20 protein-coding genes and 1 pseudogene are annotated in these 16,915 nt (G+C 54.2%); 14 read left to right on the top strand and 7 right to left on the bottom strand.

Going from position 1 to position 16,915, the window contains the following annotated elements:
* Positions 1 to 364, bottom strand: a 364-nt coding sequence (locus tag C7964_RS17245; RefSeq protein WP_286164031.1) for a recombinase family protein, incomplete at its 3' end; no start/stop codon positions are given.
* A 44-nt stretch (positions 365 to 408) separates the two neighbouring features.
* On the opposite strand from C7964_RS17245, the pseudogene C7964_RS17240 reads away from it, so the two are divergent.
* A pseudogene (locus C7964_RS17240) lies at positions 409 to 606 on the top strand (ISKra4 family transposase); the annotation flags it as partial.
* 453 nt (positions 607 to 1,059) lie between these two features.
* Positions 1,060 to 1,656: a hypothetical protein gene (locus C7964_RS17235; RefSeq protein ID WP_353647101.1), complete on the top strand. Its 597-nt coding sequence runs from the start codon at positions 1,060 to 1,062 to the stop codon at positions 1,654 to 1,656.
* A 309-nt stretch (positions 1,657 to 1,965) separates the two neighbouring features.
* On the opposite strand, the gene C7964_RS17230 is transcribed toward C7964_RS17235, so the two are convergent.
* Together C7964_RS17230 and C7964_RS17225 are read right to left on the bottom strand one after the other, a co-directional pair.
* Positions 1,966 to 2,262 (bottom strand): SHOCT domain-containing protein, encoded by a 297-nt coding sequence (locus C7964_RS17230; protein WP_055687619.1) that lies wholly within the window; start codon positions 2,260 to 2,262, stop codon positions 1,966 to 1,968.
* Between the two features lie 322 nt (positions 2,263 to 2,584).
* Positions 2,585 to 2,896: a DUF2933 domain-containing protein gene (locus C7964_RS17225; protein WP_110280852.1), complete on the bottom strand. Its 312-nt coding sequence runs from the start codon at positions 2,894 to 2,896 to the stop codon at positions 2,585 to 2,587.
* A gap of 220 nt (positions 2,897 to 3,116) precedes the next feature.
* Here C7964_RS17225 and C7964_RS17220 point away from each other — a divergent pair, with 220 nt between their 5' ends.
* On the top strand, positions 3,117 to 3,827 hold the full coding sequence (locus tag C7964_RS17220; protein ID WP_055687621.1) for a L,D-transpeptidase: 711 nt from the start codon (positions 3,117 to 3,119) through the stop codon (positions 3,825 to 3,827).
* 474 nt (positions 3,828 to 4,301) lie between these two features.
* On the opposite strand, the gene C7964_RS17210 is transcribed toward C7964_RS17220, so the two are convergent.
* On the bottom strand, positions 4,302 to 4,880 hold the full coding sequence (locus tag C7964_RS17210; RefSeq protein WP_286164030.1) for a hypothetical protein: 579 nt from the start codon (positions 4,878 to 4,880) through the stop codon (positions 4,302 to 4,304).
* A 43-nt stretch (positions 4,881 to 4,923) separates the two neighbouring features.
* Between C7964_RS17210 and C7964_RS17205 the strand changes: the two genes are divergently transcribed.
* Entirely contained in the window at positions 4,924 to 5,367 is a 444-nt protein-coding gene (locus C7964_RS17205; protein ID WP_110280851.1) for a Crp/Fnr family transcriptional regulator, read from the top strand.
* A 7-nt stretch (positions 5,368 to 5,374) separates the two neighbouring features.
* On the opposite strand, the gene C7964_RS17200 is transcribed toward C7964_RS17205, so the two are convergent.
* Together C7964_RS17200 and C7964_RS17195 are read right to left on the bottom strand one after the other, a co-directional pair.
* Positions 5,375 to 6,022: a hypothetical protein gene (locus tag C7964_RS17200; RefSeq protein ID WP_286164029.1), complete on the bottom strand. Its 648-nt coding sequence runs from the start codon at positions 6,020 to 6,022 to the stop codon at positions 5,375 to 5,377.
* A 1-nt stretch (position 6,023) separates the two neighbouring features.
* Entirely contained in the window at positions 6,024 to 6,473 is a 450-nt protein-coding gene (locus C7964_RS17195) for a DUF411 domain-containing protein (protein ID WP_110280850.1), read from the bottom strand.
* A 138-nt stretch (positions 6,474 to 6,611) separates the two neighbouring features.
* On the opposite strand from C7964_RS17195, the gene C7964_RS17190 reads away from it, so the two are divergent.
* The 9 genes from C7964_RS17190 (at position 6,612) to C7964_RS17150 (ending at position 14,052) form a co-directional block, all read left to right on the top strand.
* Positions 6,612 to 7,331: a response regulator gene (locus tag C7964_RS17190; protein ID WP_110280849.1), complete on the top strand. Its 720-nt coding sequence runs from the start codon at positions 6,612 to 6,614 to the stop codon at positions 7,329 to 7,331.
* Positions 7,332 to 7,336: 5 nt separating this feature from the next.
* Positions 7,337 to 8,788 (top strand): ATP-binding protein, encoded by a 1,452-nt coding sequence (locus C7964_RS17185; protein WP_110280848.1) that lies wholly within the window; start codon positions 7,337 to 7,339, stop codon positions 8,786 to 8,788.
* A gap of 139 nt (positions 8,789 to 8,927) precedes the next feature.
* Complete coding sequence (locus C7964_RS17180; protein WP_055687625.1) at positions 8,928 to 9,497, top strand: L,D-transpeptidase; 570 nt, start codon at positions 8,928 to 8,930, stop codon at positions 9,495 to 9,497.
* Positions 9,497 to 9,955 carry a c-type cytochrome gene (locus C7964_RS17175; protein WP_055687626.1) on the top strand — a complete coding sequence of 153 codons (459 nt, stop codon included), beginning with the start codon at positions 9,497 to 9,499 and terminating at the stop codon, positions 9,953 to 9,955. Before C7964_RS17180 ends, C7964_RS17175 begins: the two co-directional genes overlap by 1 nt.
* A 13-nt stretch (positions 9,956 to 9,968) precedes the next feature.
* The gene (locus C7964_RS17170; protein ID WP_110280847.1) at positions 9,969 to 10,550 is read left to right on the top strand and encodes a c-type cytochrome; all 582 of its coding nucleotides are present in this window, start codon (positions 9,969 to 9,971) and stop codon (positions 10,548 to 10,550) included.
* A 9-nt stretch (positions 10,551 to 10,559) separates the two neighbouring features.
* Positions 10,560 to 11,444 (top strand): c-type cytochrome, encoded by an 885-nt coding sequence (locus C7964_RS17165; protein ID WP_286164034.1) that lies wholly within the window; start codon positions 10,560 to 10,562, stop codon positions 11,442 to 11,444.
* 15 nt (positions 11,445 to 11,459) lie between these two features.
* Entirely contained in the window at positions 11,460 to 12,848 is a 1,389-nt protein-coding gene (locus C7964_RS17160; protein WP_110280845.1) for a multicopper oxidase family protein, read from the top strand.
* Positions 12,845 to 13,336: a c-type cytochrome gene (locus C7964_RS17155; RefSeq protein WP_110280844.1), complete on the top strand. Its 492-nt coding sequence runs from the start codon at positions 12,845 to 12,847 to the stop codon at positions 13,334 to 13,336. The genes C7964_RS17160 and C7964_RS17155 overlap by 4 nt, the downstream gene beginning before the upstream one ends.
* A complete protein-coding gene (locus tag C7964_RS17150) occupies positions 13,333 to 14,052 on the top strand; it encodes a DsbA family protein (protein ID WP_055296328.1) in 720 nt (239 codons plus the stop codon). The genes C7964_RS17155 and C7964_RS17150 overlap by 4 nt, the downstream gene beginning before the upstream one ends.
* Here C7964_RS17150 and C7964_RS17145 read toward each other — a convergent pair.
* Positions 14,049 to 14,243 carry a heavy-metal-associated domain-containing protein gene (locus C7964_RS17145; protein ID WP_181417231.1) on the bottom strand — a complete coding sequence of 65 codons (195 nt, stop codon included), beginning with the start codon at positions 14,241 to 14,243 and terminating at the stop codon, positions 14,049 to 14,051. The two genes, C7964_RS17150 and C7964_RS17145, sit on opposite strands and share 4 nt — an antisense overlap.
* A gap of 156 nt (positions 14,244 to 14,399) precedes the next feature.
* Between C7964_RS17145 and C7964_RS17140 the strand changes: the two genes are divergently transcribed.
* The gene (locus C7964_RS17140; protein ID WP_110280857.1) at positions 14,400 to 16,910 is read left to right on the top strand and encodes a heavy metal translocating P-type ATPase; all 2,511 of its coding nucleotides are present in this window, start codon (positions 14,400 to 14,402) and stop codon (positions 16,908 to 16,910) included.
* Positions 16,911 to 16,915: the final 5 nt, after the last annotated feature.

Below are 16,915 nucleotides of genomic sequence, written 5' to 3'. Positions count from 1 at the left end.
AGGACCCGTCTGGTTGAACCCAGAAAACGAAACCAGCGCCCCTGAAATCAGAGACGCCGCATGAAATCGGCGGACAACTTGTTTGACAAACACCGGAGCGGAAGAAAGCTCCCTTGGCCTCCAGACGTTCGATCACCTCCAGCAAGTGCGACAGAGACCGCGCAAGCCGGTCGATCCGCACAACGACCAGCGTATCGCCGCTCTGGACGCGTTCGAGCACGCGTGCCAGCACCGGTCGCGCGCGATTGCCGCCCGAGGCGTGCTCTTCAAAGATCTCGACGCAACCCGCAGTTTGCAGGGCCTCAGACTGGGGCAGGGGGGTCTGATCCTCTGTGGAAACACGGGCGTAGCCTATCAGGGGCATAAAATCGGGCCGTTTGCAGTTTAAGGTATCGCCACTAAACGACCGATTATGGTCGGCGGTACCGCAGGGGTCTTCCGATCTCCTCGTCCCGGGCTGAGGGCTGCGTAGACGACATCGGCAACATACGTATGGGAAAGCGACGCCGCATGAGATGGTCACCCAAGGAAGCCCACCGGGTGGCCGTTGTCCGTGCCGCTGTACTCGACGGTCGGCTAACCGGCGCTAACCAAAGAGCCACGTGACCCCCTAGTTTTACCCACTCCCAATCGGGTGTGCATTGGTTTTGCCGATAAGACGACGTCATGGCGACTGGCTGACGCAAACCAAATGTCAAACTTATAGGAGTAACCGGCTGACTTGCTGACAATCAGTAGAAAAAGACGCATCTTCTCCAAAAGGATCACTTGCTGCCACGGTGTCAACGATACAATTGATGACAAATCAGCGCCTGACGTAAGTTAAGTGGTTTGATAAAAAGGCTTAACGCTCGGTCAGCCCGGCAAGTCTAAGAATGAGAAATGGGTCCTATCAAGAATGGCAAACCTCTACTTTGCGAAGGCTGACATCGCGACCCTGCTACCAGCCTTAGACGAACCTATGCATGAAATGGCGATGTCGGGTTTTGCATTTGCGGTTTTTCTCGCAGTCTTCTCAGTTACCTTCCAATGAAGTTCACGATATGCAGGCGCCGATTCTTGGTCGGACTTCCGTTTCTTGTATCGGCTTGCACTGCGCAAGATGTTTGGGCTCCAGATGACGTGGTATCGCAGGCAGTCTATCGTGATCCGGGGCCAAAGCACCTGACGCTCTACACTATGAAAAACACCGGTTCTGACAACGGGGCACACTCAGCTCTGTTGATTAATGCCAGTCAGCGCGTGTTGTTTGATCCTGCTGGGTCATGGGAGCAGCAGCAGATGCCGGAACGCAATGACGTGCTCTTTGGCGTAACCCCGCAACTCGAGAATTACTATGTCAGCTTTCATGCGCGCGTCACTTACTATGTCGTTGGTCAACAAGTCTCTGTCAAAGAAGACATTGCCGAGCAGGCACTAGCTCTTGCGCTGAACGCTGGGTCGGCGCCGCAGGCAAATTGCACCCGATTCACGTCTCGGCTGCTACGTCAACTGCCCGGGTTTGAAGGCATACGCCAGACTTGGTTTCCAAATAAGCTCTCTGAAGACTTCGCATCGCTTCCCGGTGTGAGCTACCGAGAGTATCGTGAGAATGATGCGGATGATAAAGAGGTTGCAGCGCGTCAGATCCGGACGGCACTGGAGGCAAAGCAATAGTGCACCGTGTTGCGGTTGGCCTATGGACCTGCTGCGAACCGCCACCGCTTCTTTGACTTCTCTTGTTGCTTCAAAGGAGATAAACCGTGAGATTGGAATGCACGGGTGAGCTTCGCCCTGAGGCAGTGCGGGGCGCCCTGACGAGCACGCCGAGCCGCAACTATCAGAAATCCCGGCAATGATCCGCAACGGCAAGGCTTGAAAAAGCTGTTAACGAGACTTGCGGATCAGCGCCTTCTCAGGTCACATGTCATGGAGAAAGGCCAGCGAAAGCAGGTCCTTCTCGCTTGTTGGGTCATGCCAAACTGATCAGCTCTCCAACAGTTTCTTGCGCGCCGCATAATCATCGGCATCAATCTCACCTTTAGCAAACCTGAGATCCAGTTCCGCCCGCGCTTTGGACCCATCTTGCTGCGCTACGCCTTGGTGGGTTCCACGGACAAACCAGATAACTCCCGCCACGACGAGTCCAAGCACAATCAACCATAGCACGGGCCCAAACATCATTCCCATTCCAAAGCTCCAATTCATCATGTCGCCGTATCCGTTTGTGTCAGCGGCTGCTGGCGTGCCGATGAGTAATCCAAGACTTACTATGCGTTTCATATCTTCCTCCTATTCCGGAACCATGTTCCTAGCTGTATTAGTCTTTCGTAGATCACCTTGGCTCTCTACGCGCCTTGTCTCAGCTGACTATCGGGCAGGATAAAACGCCATAGTATCTTCACTGAAGTGAAAGCCCGTTTTTCCATTGGTGCAAGATACAATTTGAACCTGACCGCCTATGGACCCTTGCAATATACACCCGTCGGGAAGAGCCAGATTACGCGCAACAGAGACTTGGTCATACGGGCAGTCAGCTTGCACATTGGAGCAAGCGCCAAGACCTAAAAAGCCTGCAGTTGCCAACGATAGAGGCCATGCGTGCTTACGACTGGCGGGCAACTTCCGGAACCGATGCATGAGCGTCCTCAAAGCTGGCGTCTGCAACTGGCTCGTGATCTTGTTCCTTTTTCGAACTGTGGCATGACTTGCCCATCATTTTGAACATCAATACGTGGGCGCCGATGCAAAGTGCGATTGGCGCAAAAAGCCCCAGATTGTTCCACATCCCAGCGATCGTTCCGCCTGCAAGCAGGAATGCCGCAACCGGCAGGAGCATCACGGCGCAGCATACCATCATGCCGTAATGCATCAATTTTGAGGAACCTGCTGTTTCCTGCTGATCAGTCTTTGCCATCGTGTATTCTCTCCAAACAGTTCTAGCATTCACCGTTACTGGCTTCCAGTAGAAGAGGGTCAAGGATACATTTGGATAAATATTAGCGCTGGCAACCTGATCGCGTTGCGTTTGCAATATCGAGGACTTGAAAGAATCGTTTTATCTACGAGACTTTAACGCGCTATGGGTATCTCGATCCTACCTTGAGAACTGCAAAGCAAATCCTAAAGAGAAGAACATGTACCAGTTGAATAGGCGCCAATTTCTGACTTCTACTGCCGCCTTGTTTGCGGCACCCTTGCCGACACTTGCGCAGGAACAGGATGTTGTCGAGCCAAAGAAAACACCCATATCCGACAGATCCATGTGGGCGAGGTGGGATGCGCGGGTAACTCCGTCAAACTATGACCCCGCAACGTCAAACCCTTGGGGCCTGCATTCCCGTTTCTTGCCGCAGCGAGTTGAGGCGAATCCTGGCCTCGTGCCCGGGGACATTCACGTAGATGCCATCGCAAGATATCTTTACCACATTGAGAGTGATGGTACGGCCATGCGTTACGGCGTGGCGATCGCACGGGGTGATTTGTATGAGCCGGGCATCTACAACATCAAACGCAAGGCGCGTTGGCCGATATGGACCCCGACTGCATCAATGATTGAACGCGAACCAGACGTTTACGGGCAATTCGCGGACGGAATGGATGGTGGACCGACGAACCCATTGGGATCGCGCGCGCTTTATCTTTACGAAGGGAACCGTGACACTTACCTGCGCATCCACGGAACTCCTCAGCCAAGATCAATCGGTAGCCGGGCGAGTTCCGGCTGCGTGCGCATGGTGATGGCACATATCATTGACTTGCATGCCGAGGTCAGAACCGGGTCGACCGCTTTTCTTTATCCACCCGAAAATACGGTCACCGAGCCACGCGAAATTGACCTGACCTGATCAAGCCGGAACGTGGTTTTTCAAAGAGTCAGCTTGCCTCACTTTGATCAGGCAGTCTGGTGCAAATTGGCCGACCGCTGTTGGTGCGAAGTGGGAGGAAAGTGGTTTCGACTGGACCGGCGTGCCGGTAGACATAGCACCCGTCAGTTGGGTCTATCATCACAGCATTGAGGTCCTGAAAAGGGGCGGCAATCGCCAAGACGCCTTCCGGCAACTCGTCGACAAATGGATTAAGCGGAACGTCATCTTCCGGCGCAACGCTTGCACATGCCCAAAGCCCAAAGAGAGAAATACAAAGCAACAGAATTCGGTAGTTCATCAAGTCATCCTCAAATGCCAGCAAAGCATGACCAAGACTTCTAGCGATGACCAGTGCAAACTTCTAGCAACGTTAGTCACTCATTTGTATTAACTTCATTTGTCTGATGGTTGTGATAAAATTCCTTGTCAGGAAACTTGTCTACGCCTTTCAGCTTAGTGGACATCACCTCCTCGGGCCATCATCAAGTGATGCTCTTGGTGGTGGGCACCTATGGTCATCAGGCCGATGAAACCCAACGCAGCAATCTGTGTCGCATCTCCAGAAACATGCATGGTGACGCCGCTGTCGGTCTCTTCGACCACAACGTCCCATCCTGTCTCCGCAGCAAGGAATGGTGCATGAGCAGGGACCATTGTTATCATCGCTTGCCGCGTGCGCCCATCGCCGGTGATGACGAAGCTTGCGCCTTGCGGGGTGGGGGACGCGACAACACTGGCGTCCTTAGCTACCAAATCCATATCAATCAAATGCTCCCGCAGGGCAGTGATGTTGACCTTCGACCAGTCTGTACTGGGGTCGTCTCGCAAGACTTGTGTGATTTCGGCAATCGCAGCAAATGCACCCTGACCAGGCTGTGACAACACAAGGTTTTGTTTCCCGCCCATATCAGTGTGATCTGAATGCGCGTGTTGAGATGCCGCAACTGTCGCCAATGCAATCCAAGCAAAGAAGCTAGTGAGTAAGATCTTCATTGATCTCTCCTTCGATTTTTCCTGAATTGCGGATACCAACCGGCTTCAAAAACATATATGATCTCGATCATATGATACCACCGTGCATTTGGTCCGGGTAAGCGAGGACGGCGAAACCATAATGATACATCGCGCGACGCCTGGAACGTGGTTTGCCGAGGCATCGCTTTTCTCTGAAACCTATCACTGTGATGCGGTGGCACAACAAAACGGAAGCGTGCTCATCATCGACAAAACAGCGGTCTTAAAGGGGCTTCAGGAGCATGACTTCGCGAAGGGATATTGCAAGATACTTTCTGTCCAAGTTCAGCTGACACGACAGATGCGCGAGATTCTCGCCATTCGATCAGCCAAGGATAGAGTATATGCTGGTGTTGTTGCAGGGCTTCTTGTCGGGACAGTCATCGACTTTGCGGCCACTGTTTCGCTGACCCATGAAGCCACATATCGCGCTCTGCGAGAATTGGTTGCCGAAGGCAAAGTGCTTAACCCTCAAAGAGGCATCTACCAACTGCACCACCTCTGATCGGCTTTCATGATTTGCTGAATAGTTGTGTCAGTGCCATGGACAGGAATGTGACCATGAGCACAAGACTAACGCATGCAACTATTATCACCTTAACTGACCTTGCCGAAAATGGACCATTTTTAGTGTCTGTTGAGTTGAGCATCACCGCCAAGTAGGTGATGACTGTACCCGGCAGAAGCGCGTAGAGGTATACACCTGATATGTTCTCGAACAGATAGGAGCGTTCGAGTGTCGGTCCGACGACACGTAGCGCCGTCCAGCGGTCACCGCCAAACGAGCCAAACCAATCTGCTGAAAAGACGTAGATCAGCATATGAAGCATTACGAATGCACCCGCGCGCACTAAGCTATCCATAAAAATATAGCGCAGCGCTGATCGTTTTGCGTTCTGCAAGACTCCGGATGCAGTAACGAAACCAATGTAATTGACGATGACAACGACAGGTAAACCGTTGGTGACAACCTGCCGGGAAAAACGACTGAGGGCTGTTGGGTTTGCCACCAGTATCTTGGTGAAGTCAGGCGTAAGGGCGACGAAAAAGACCAGAAATGGCAACAGGCTTAGAACGCTGAGAAGCGTCAGGTTCCAGCAAAACTGACCAAATGGCAGCTGGAGGCTGAAGTGTTTGCGAAAGGTGTCTTGCAGCGCCACGTCAGGCGTAGCTTGCAAAAACCTGTGTTGCGCCGTCATTCAGGACGAGCAGAACTTCGTAGGGGTCACCTGTTCCTGCCGCGCCCATCCCGGGCGAACCCATGGGCATGCCGGGGACAGTCAATCCACGTGCATCAGGCGCTTCAGCAAGCATACGATGAATCTCGCGGGCTGGCACATGGCCCTCGATAAAGTAGTCGCCGATGAGCGCTGTGTGACAACCGGACAGGTCGGACGTGATGCCAAGGCCATCCTTCATGGCCCATAGAACCACTTGATCGACATCTTCAACTTCAACGGAAAAACCGGCATCTACCATCCGTTCAACCCAAGCCGTGCAGCAGCCACAAGTGGGCGTCTTGGCAACTTGCATAACGGGAGCTGTTTGCCCGATAACGGGACCTGCAACCAGCAAACCTGCCGCGCTTACAATGAAATGCCTTCTGTTCATGGGGTAATCCTCAGTTGGTTCGTACAAAGGTAGTTTTTGCGGCACGCGAAGTCGAGCGGTGAATAGCTATCGATACTGTTACATTTGGCTACAAACATGGGACGGGCATTTCTTTTTCACAACGGCTATACGGACCATATGACCGTTATGCCGCACATCCTTGTCGTTGATGACCACCTAGAAATCAGAAAGTCCGTTTCTCGCTATCTTGAGCGTAACGGGATGCGCACCTCTGTTGCCAAAGATGCAGAGCAAATGGACACGAAGCTTACAGAGGCCAAATTCGATCTGATCGTCTTGGATGTCATGATGCCGGGAGAGGATGGATTGAGCGCTTGCAAACGCCTTCAACAAACGTCGAAAACCCCTATCTTGATGCTGACCGCGATGGGCGATGATGATGATCGGATTGCTGGACTTGACGGTGGTGCGGATGACTACTTGGCAAAGCCATTCAACCCTAAAGAATTACTTGCGCGTATCAATGCCATACTCCGACGAACGCAACAGATCCCGGAAATCGAACCCTTCTCTGGCAAGAAGCTGCGCTTTGCCCATCTGGAGTTAGACTATGATGGGCGCACTCTTTTTGATGAAGATGGCAACAGGACGATGCTGACAATGAGTGAGCTTAAGTTGCTCACGATACTCTTGGAAAGACCGCGGGCTGTATTCAGCCGCGACCAGCTTCTTGAACTCAGCGCGGGCAGGGTAGCCGGCCCGTTGGATCGGACGATTGACAATCAGATCAGTCGCTTGCGCCGCAAGATCGAGCAGGACGTATTGCGGCCTCGCGTCATCGCGACGATCAGAAATCGCGGCTACAGTCTTACCGCTGAAGTTGAGGTCATGGAGTGACGCGCATGGCTTGGAGGCTAAGAACACAAATTGCATTGTTGGTTTTGGGTGTGCTGTTTGTGGCTCAAGCGCTCAGTCTTTGGTTTTTTGTGGATGAACGATCGCTCGCGGTACAAGCGGCGATTGGTGCTGAAGCGGCTGGCCGCGCTGCCAATGTTGCGCAGTTAGTCGAAGGAGCGCCGGCTAATCTACATGCCCAGATCATTCAGGCGGCGACATCACCGTTGGTGAGATTTGATCTATCTGACGTGCCATCGGTTGCACACGGCAATCACGACGATGGAGGCGCCGTCGAGGCTCGCGTGCGCGCATTGCTCGGTGACAGCTACAGCCGTGATATTCGGGTTGAGGTTCATGAGATTGAACAAGGTTTGCTACCGTTACCAAACCTATCGCCTGAGATGGCCGAGATGCATGCAGAAATGATGCAGGGCAGTTTGGCCGCGATTGAAATGGAGCTATCCATCGCCTTAGCAGGTGGGGACTGGCTGAATGTCGGTACACGGTTTGAGCGGCCACCTTTGCAATGGTCGACCGCGTCTAACGTGTCCTTTGTGTTGACTGCAACGCTACTGTTGCTTGCGAGCTTTTGGTTCCTTCTCACGCGATTGACTGGCCCGCTGAATACGTTGGCGGATGCCTCTGAGCGATTGGGACGCGGTGCCGGTGAGGGATCACTGCCTGTTGTGGGTCCCAAAGAGATCCAAGATCTGACAAAGGCTTTTAACACCATGCAAGACCGCCTAACACGGTTTGTTTCGGATCGCACACAAATGTTGGCGGCACTCGCCCATGATCTCCGATCGCCGCTGACGGCCCTCAGAGTGCGCGCAGAAATGGTTGACGATGATGAAACCCGCGCCTCTCTGGTCGCATCTGGTGAAGAGATGCAGCAGATGGTAGATGCAACGCTGGATTTCGCGAAAGGCGTTGGACAGCATGAAGAGGTCTGCCCAACAGATATTTACGAGCTACTATCGGGATTGGCGACAGATGGTCTATCGCTCCTTTCGGACCAACCATTGATCGTACCTGCCAAACCAAGTGCTGTGCGACGCGCTCTTCGAAACCTGATCGAGAATGCCATTCGCTATGGAATGGAAGCGCGTGTTTCTTGGGAAGTTGTCGATGGGTATGCTAAAATCCAAATTGACGATCAGGGTCCCGGAATTCCAGAGAATGAACTTGAGGCGGTATTTGGCCCCTATGTGAGACTTGAGACATCGCGATCGCGTGATACTGGCGGTCATGGGCTCGGTTTGTCGATCGCAAGAAGTATCATCCTTGAACACGGCGGTTCAGTCACGCTCACGAACCGTCCACAGGTAGGGCTTCGCGCCACTGTGCGACTTCCATTTGAACGCAACGTAAAGCCCCATGTGTCCTCAGCTGATGCGCCCGATACGCCCCGATCGAAGAGTGACAAACGTCGCGCTCTTGGCGTGACAACATCGTAACACACCGCGTGGGTGCAACATTTCCGCGGCTGCCCAATAGGCGTTACATATCAGTACAAAAAACCAACGCGCTGACTCTTCATGAAATCCCACTGTGCAGTTAGAACTGAGGGAAAGCAGATAAAAAGAGGCAAGTTAGATGAATAAGAAAACGCAACTTCTATCGCGCCGAACCTTTGTTTCAGGTATCGGCGCTACCGCCTTGGCGGCCCCTTCCATCGTGAACGCACAGGCATTGGAAAGCGTGACACGCAACGTCGCGTCGTTTCAGCCGCATGAATGGCAGGATCATTTTGACGCCATCGGCCAAGGCATTCTTTTGGCGGACACCGGATCACGTTTCCTGCAACATTGGACGGCCGATGGTGAGATGCGGATTTATCCAACATCAGTACCACTCTCTGAAGACTTGACCCGGCTCGGATACACGGAAGTGATCGACAAGAAAGTCGCGCCGGGGTGGGGCCCAACGCCAGCCATGCGTGAACGCAATCCTGAGTGGCCCGCCTATATCGAAGGAGGTGATCCACGCAATCCTCTCGGGTCACATGCTCTGTATCTGTCCTGGCAGTACTACCGCATTCACGGCACGCAGGATACACGCAAGATCGGACGCCGGTCTTCAAACGGATGTATCGGCCTCTACAATGAACAGATCGAAGAGGTGTTTGGCCGCACACCTATCGGCACACAGGTTAAGCTTCTCTGATGGATAAATCTGCGTTGTTTATTGTCACCTTCTTTGTGGTCGGTGGCGCTGGACTTGTTTGGCAGCAGATGCAGCCAGCACCGCCAGTGAATGGCCATTCCATGACGCCTGCCAATCTGTCTGGTCTGGAAGTCGGTGATCCGATTGTTGAAGTGAATATGCCGTCGGAGCTTTCTGCAAATGCTCAATTCGGTGAGCAAGTGTTTAACGTTGCCTGCGCCGAATGCCACGGTACGAATGCAGCAGGACAAAATGGGATCGCACCGCCATTGGTTCATATCACCTATGAACCCGGGCATCATGGCGACGCTTCATTTCTCCTCGCGGTCAGGAATGGGGTGAGAGCGCATCATTGGAGGTTCGGCAACATGCCCCCCGTTGAAGGTCTGACCGACGGCGATGTGAAGATGGTTGTCGCCTACATCCGCGAGCTCCAAAGAGCTAACGGCATATTTTAGAAGGGATACGAGAATGCGCGCTGGACTGGTAATTCTGACGACAGCAAGCATCATCGCGGCAACGGCAGCTTTGGCGCACAAAGGTGCAACTGGCGTGGTGCTGGAACGCATGCAAGGCATGACCGCTTTAGGTGATGTCGTTAAAGAGCTGACCCCAATGATGCGTGGCCGGACGCCTTTTGATGCAGATCAGGTGCGCGCCGGTGCAGATGTGATGGTCACACATGCGGGCCAACAAATGACCAGCCTGTTTCCAGAAGGTTCGATTCAACCAGTCTCAAAAGTGTTGCCATCTGTTTGGGAAGACTGGGACGAGTTCGTAGAGCTGGCCGAACAGTTGGAGTTGCGTGCAGAAGGTCTGAAGTTGAGTGCCGATGTTGGTTTGGCTGCGAGCCAAGCTGATCAAGCGGCTTCAATGATGGGTGGCGGCATGATGGGATCCGATCAGGCGCCCGCAATGGGCGGTGGTATGAGTGGCCCAGGCGACATGATGACAGTCGATATGTTCGCGACCATGCCAACAGACACAGCATTTGCTGCAGTTGCGCAAACATGTTCTGCGTGTCACCAAAAATTCCGCGCCGAGGACGACTAGGCCGTGGGCATTTTTCGTTGGGTTGTCGGGGCAGGTTTGCTTGCAGTCGTCGGAACAGTGGCTGCTACGATCGTTTGGCCGATTGGCAAGGAAGTTGAAGAGATTGCATTGGTCGGCGATGTGAATAAGGGTGCCTACCTCGCACGCGCGAGCGGATGTATCGCGTGCCATACGAATGCGGAAGAGGGCGGTGCACCTCTCGCAGGAGGAGCACCTCTCAAAACAGACTTCGGCACGTTCTATCCGCCGAATTTGACCACCGATCCTGACTACGGGATGGGAAGTTGGTCAGCCGAAGATTTTGCGCGTGCTGTCCGGCAGGGCATCTCACCCGACGGCGAACCTTACTATCCGACCTTCACCTATCCCTTTTATGCGAACTTCTCGGATCAGGATATCGCCGATCTTTGGGCTGCATTTCAGACAGTGCCACCGGTCGGCGAGGCAGCACCGGAGCACCAAGTCACCTTTCCGTTTGATCAAAGATGGGGTCTGAAGCTTTGGCGGGCAGCCTTTTTGCCAGAACCAAATACCGCCCCTGAGCCAGGCAGGAGCGAGGCATGGAACCGCGGCAAAGAGCTCGTGAACGGGGCGACCCATTGTGCAGCCTGCCATACACCAAGGAATGTTGTAGGCGCACGGGTTATAACCGAGCGTCTTTCAGGCAACGCCGATCTGCCCGTCGGTGGAAAGGCGCCTTCGATACTTTCAAGTGACCTTTTGGCGGAAGGGTGGACCGCAGACGACCTCGCCTATGCACTGCGCTCAGGCATTACCCCGTCGGGTGATGTCTTTGGCGGATCTATGGCAGAGGTAGTTCAATTTGGCACAAGGTTCTTAACCGATGATGATTTGGACGCGATGGCGACCTACATCATGGATAACGAGATTTAGGAAGGTTCTTCACTTATGCGCAGCCTTAACCGCCGCCAGTTCATAGCGTCAGCAACTGCACTCGCAACCCTCCCCAGTTCACGTGCATTTGCCGACGCAAACGCTGACCTCTTGTCTGCACAAGAGGTCAGCGTCCAACTTTTGCCGGATAACTATGGTCGGACGACACTTTGGGGTTTTAACGGGAATGCGCCAGGTGCCGAGATACGGGTCGCGCAGGGCGCGCGGGTCAAACGCATGCTCCGAAATACTCTGTCACAACCAACGTCGGTCCATTGGCACGGAATCCGCATTGACAATGCGATGGATGGTGTCTCGGGCCTCACCCAAAACGCCGTTCTGCCTGGCGCAGAATTCGACTACGACTTTGTCGCGCCTGATGCAGGCACGTACTGGTATCACGCTCACAACATGTCCACGCAGCAGGTCGCGCGTGGTCTATACGGCCCACTCATTGTCGAAGAGGCCGATAGAATCGACATCGACCGCGAAGAGGTTTTGGTCTTGGATGACTGGCTGGTCAATCCCGATACCGCCCAGCTGGACGATGATTTTGAAGCGTCGCATGCCCTCAGCCATGCAGGTAGAATTGGTAACTTCATCACCACCAATGCGACGTACAATCTGGTCCTCAATACACGTAAGAATGAGCGTCTGCGTCTGCGCTTGATCAATGCATCGAACGCTCGGATCTTCCCGCTGCAACTGCAGGGTCTCGATGGATGGACGGTTGCTTTGGATGGTATGCCTTTGGCGGTCCCACAGAAAGTGACGGAAGCGCTAGTTTTGGGGCCTGCCCAGCGAGTTGACCTGATCATCGATGTGATTGCGGACTCAGGCGAGACGGCGCATCTTGTCCACCTCGGGCAACAAGAAGCATTCAGTCAGGTTGCGTTTGAAGTCGGCACTGGTGGAGCGACCACCAGACGGGCGGCGCCTGATGCGCTGCCGCCGAATAATTACACGCCTGTAGATCTTGGAAAGGCGACCGCACTGACCTTGAACATGGAAGGCGGTGCCATGGGCGGATTGCGGACCGCCACACTGGGTGGCGAAGAAAAATCGATGCGCGAGATTGTCGATGCTGGTCGGTTTTGGGCGTTTAATGGCGCCGCCGACGGAATGGATGGTCCACCTCTCGCGCGGGTAAGTATTGGCGAGCATGTTCGTGTGGCAATTCGCAACGACACTGCGTTTCCGCATGCGATGCACTTGCACGGCATGCATTTTCACGAAGTCGCCGAGGATGGTTCTCTCGGATCACTCCGCGATACGACACTTCTTGAAAGAAACACCTCGCGCGAGATTGCATTTGTCGCGGATAATCCCGGAGAGTGGTTGCTGCACTGCCATATGCTGTCCCATGCCGCATCAGGGATGATGACACGGATTGTGGTGGCATGACACGCCGCACGCTGCTTTTCGGGTTTGGCTTTCTGGCCTTGGCGGCCGGAGGGGCTGTTGTTCTGGCGCAGTCAGAAGAAGAGGTTGCCCTGGCTCCATCGGATTTCCCAGTCGATATTGTAGCGGGGGCAGAGCTCTATGGACAGTATTGCGCGTCCTGCCATGGTGCAAATCTCGAAGGTCAAGAGAACTGGCGCAGTCCCGGAGCGGACGGACGCCTGCCAGCCCCGCCACATGATGAAACGGGTCACACATGGCATCATGCCGACAGCCTACTATTCACCTATACCAAACTTGGCGGCCGAGAGACTTTGGCTGCACAGGGCATGGATTTTGACAGTGGGATGCCCGGGTTTGGTGAACAACTCAGCGACGAAGAGATCTGGAATATCCTTTCCTACATAAAATCCACATGGCCCGAGCGCGTGCGTGCTGCTCAGGCTGAGCGCACGGCCGCTGACATAGCGGTGCAAGGAGATGAGCGATGAAGAAACTACTGATCAGTACAGCCATGTTGGTGATCCCGTTCATGGCGGTCGCCGATGAACTGACCGAAGACAGGATAAAAGAGCTCGTGCTGGAAGCAATTCGCGAAAATCCGGGAATTGTCTTTGAGGCCGCGCAACTCTTTGAAGAACAACAGCAGGCTAGCCAAGCGCTGGTCGCCGCTCAGGTTCTGGCAACAGAAAGAGACGCGCTGGAGCGTGATCCAAATGCGCCTGTACTCGGGAACCCTGAGGGCGATGTCACTGTTGTGGAATTCTTTGACTACAACTGCCCGTACTGTCGGCGAGTAAAGCCGCATATGGAGGCCTTACTTGCGGCAGACCCGAATGTGCGCGTGGTTTATCGTGAGTGGCCAATTCTGGGCGAAGGCTCCGTGTTTGCGGCCCGCGCCGCTTTGGCATCGCGCAATCAAGGCAAGTATGATGAGTTTCACTGGGCGATGATGGGGCTTAATGGTCGCGCGGAGGAAGCAACCGTGATCCGTGCCGCTGAGGAAATTGGCCTTAACATTGCGCAGTTGCGTCGGGATATGAACGCACCAGAGATTGACGAACATATTCAAACGTCGATGCGTTTGAGCCGTGCCATTGGATTTAGCGGAACGCCCTCGTTTGTGATTGGCGACAGTCTGGCACCAGGCCTGATTGACGCTGACCAAATGATCAGCATGGTCAATCAAGCCCGCGCCAATAACTAAGCGGCAGAGGCTTCGTAGCCTGCATCGACAATCGCTTTTTGGACGTCAGTTTTTGCAAGGTCGCTCTGAACAGTGACCAAGCGCAAATCTAAATCAGTTGTGATAACTGCCGTAGGGTCTTTGGCTTTGATGCCTTTTTCAATGGCCGAGGTGCAGTGGCCGCAGCTCATCTTGGGTACGCGGAAAATCATGTCGCTCTCCATTCATGTGTTTGGCTCAAGTTGCGGCTTCCAGTTGGTGGAGAGTCAATCCGATAATTTTTAAATTTGAAAAAATCCAACTTAGGCCTTGAGCTTCCAGTTGCTGGAAGCCCTATCTCTATCGCAAGAGTTTAGAGGAGCCGCATGATGACCGAACAAAGAACCCTGAATTTATCCATCGAAGGCATGAGTTGTGCATCCTGTGTCGGCAGGGTCGAGCAGGGGTTAAACGGTGTGGATGGCGTGACCAAGGCAACCGTTAATCTTGCGACGGAGGCGGCGACGGTGACGGTTTCTGGGCCGGACGGCCTGAAATCCGCCGTCAATGCTTTGATCGACCTTGGATATCCCGCCCGCACATCGCGTATCACATTGAACATCGCGTCAATGACATGCGCGTCCTGTGTTGGACGTGTCGAGAAAGCCTTCCTGACGGCACCCGGCGTGCTTGAGGCGTCGGTCAACCTCGCGGCGGAAAATGCAACTATTGTGTATGTCACCGGGGCGACGACAGCCGAACACCTTGTCGCTGTCAGCAGCGACGCTGGCTACCCGGCCGAAGTCGCGCAAGCAGACGCGCAGGCCTCGCGTTCAGAGCGCAAAGCCGATGAAGCAAAGGCCCTCCTGAATCGCGTTGTTTTCGCAGCCATCCTTACTGTGCCCGTGTTTGTTCTGGAAATGGGTGCGCATACAATCCCCAGCTTTCACCATCTGATCGAACGTACCATCGGCATTCAAACATCTTGGCTCATTCAATTTGTTCTTGCGACGATTGTTCTCTTTGGCCCGGGGTGGGGGTTCTTCGCTAAGGGTATCCCCGCTCTGCTGAGACGTACGCCTGATATGAACAGCCTCGTGGCTCTCGGTACAGGTGCAGCATGGAGCTATTCGGTTGTCGCAACATTCCTGCCGCAGGTGCTGCCGGATGGTGTCCGTGCGGTCTACTTTGAAGCAGCAGCTGTTATTGTTGTGCTTATTTTGCTTGGGCGGTGGCTCGAGGCACGTGCCAAAGGAAGAACTGGCGCCGCGATTCAAGCGCTCTTGGGATTGCAAGCAAAGACAGCCCGCGTTTTGCGTGATGGTGAAACCGTCGAGGTCGACATCGACAGGCTTGCAATAGGCGATCTCGTCCTTGTGCGCCCCGGTGAACGGATTCCGGTTGACGGCGCCGTCACTGAAGGCAGCAGCAACGTTGATGAAAGCATGATCACCGGCGAACCGCTTGCAGTGCCAAAAAGCGCTGATGATTTCGTCACTGGCGGGACCGTCAATGGCACCGGCAGCCTGACCTTCGCAGCCACACGGGTTGGTGCAGATACGACCCTCGCACAGATCATTCGCATGGTCGAAGAGGCGCAGGGTGCAAAGTTGCCCATCCAGGGTTTGGTGGACCGCGTCACCATGTGGTTTGTGCCCGCTGTTCTGGCACTTGCACTGCTGACCGTTATTGTTTGGCTTTTGATCGGTCCTGATCCCGCCCTGACCTTTGCGTTGGTTGCAGGCGTATCAGTCCTGATTATCGCATGCCCCTGTGCAATGGGCTTGGCAACGCCCACCTCAATTATGGTCGGCACCGGACGGGCTGCCGAAATGGGTGTATTGTTCCGCAAAGGTGATGCGCTGCAGCATCTCAACGAAGTTGAAATCATCGCGTTGGACAAGACCGGCACTGTGACTGAAGGCCAACCGACACTCACAGACTTGGTCACCACACAAGGCTTTGAACGCTCCGAAACCCTCGCCATAATAGCAGCTGTTGAAGCGCAATCAGAGCATCCTGTTGCCGAGGCCATCGTGCGCTCGGCCGTCGAGGAAGGTTTGGATTTCCCAGCTGCGACAGATTTCCGGTCCGTGACCGGCTACGGCGTCGAGGCTATGGTCGACGGTCAAAAAGTGCTTGTTGGTGCAGACCGTTTCATGGAGCAGCAAAACATTGATACGACAGCGCTTGAGGCTGAGGAACGTACGCTGGCAGAGCAGGGGAGGACAGCCCTCTACGCGGCGATCGACGGATCTCTGGCTGCAGTGATCGCTGTTGCTGACCCTGTCAAAGCGTCTAGTGCCAGCGTCATCGAAGCTTTGCACGCCCGCGGGCTCAAAGTCGCCATGATTACTGGGGACAAGCAGGAGACGGCTGATGCAATCGGTCGCGAGGTCGGGATCGATGAGGTTATTGCTGGTGTATTGCCTGATGGCAAGGTGGCGGCGCTTGAAAGGCTGAGGCAGGGCGGACGCAAGATCGCCTTTGTCGGCGATGGCATCAATGATGCACCTGCACTTGCACACGCCGATGTTGGGATTGCGATTGGCACAGGAACTGATGTTGCCATTGAAAGCGCAGATGTCGTGTTGATGTCGGGCGACTTGCGCGGTGTGGTTAATGCTGCTGAGGTTTCTCAGGCGACAATGCGAAATATCCACCAGAACCTTGTCTGGGCATTTGGATATAACGTCGCCTTGATCCCGGTTGCGGCAGGCGCGCTGTACCCAGCCTTTGGATTGCTCCTTTCGCCAGTTTTCGCTGCAGGTGCCATGGCGCTTTCATCAGTCTCGGTCCTGACCAATGCCCTGCGTTTACGGCGCATTACGCCAAAAATGCCAGAGGCAGCTCCACTCAAAGCGGCCACAACCAAATTGATAACGCAACCTGCAGAATAGGAGTT

This window comes from Loktanella sp. PT4BL (genome assembly GCF_003201935.1).
Classification (GTDB): domain Bacteria; phylum Pseudomonadota; class Alphaproteobacteria; order Rhodobacterales; family Rhodobacteraceae; genus Yoonia.
This window is presented reverse-complemented; position numbering and strand designations above follow the sequence as displayed.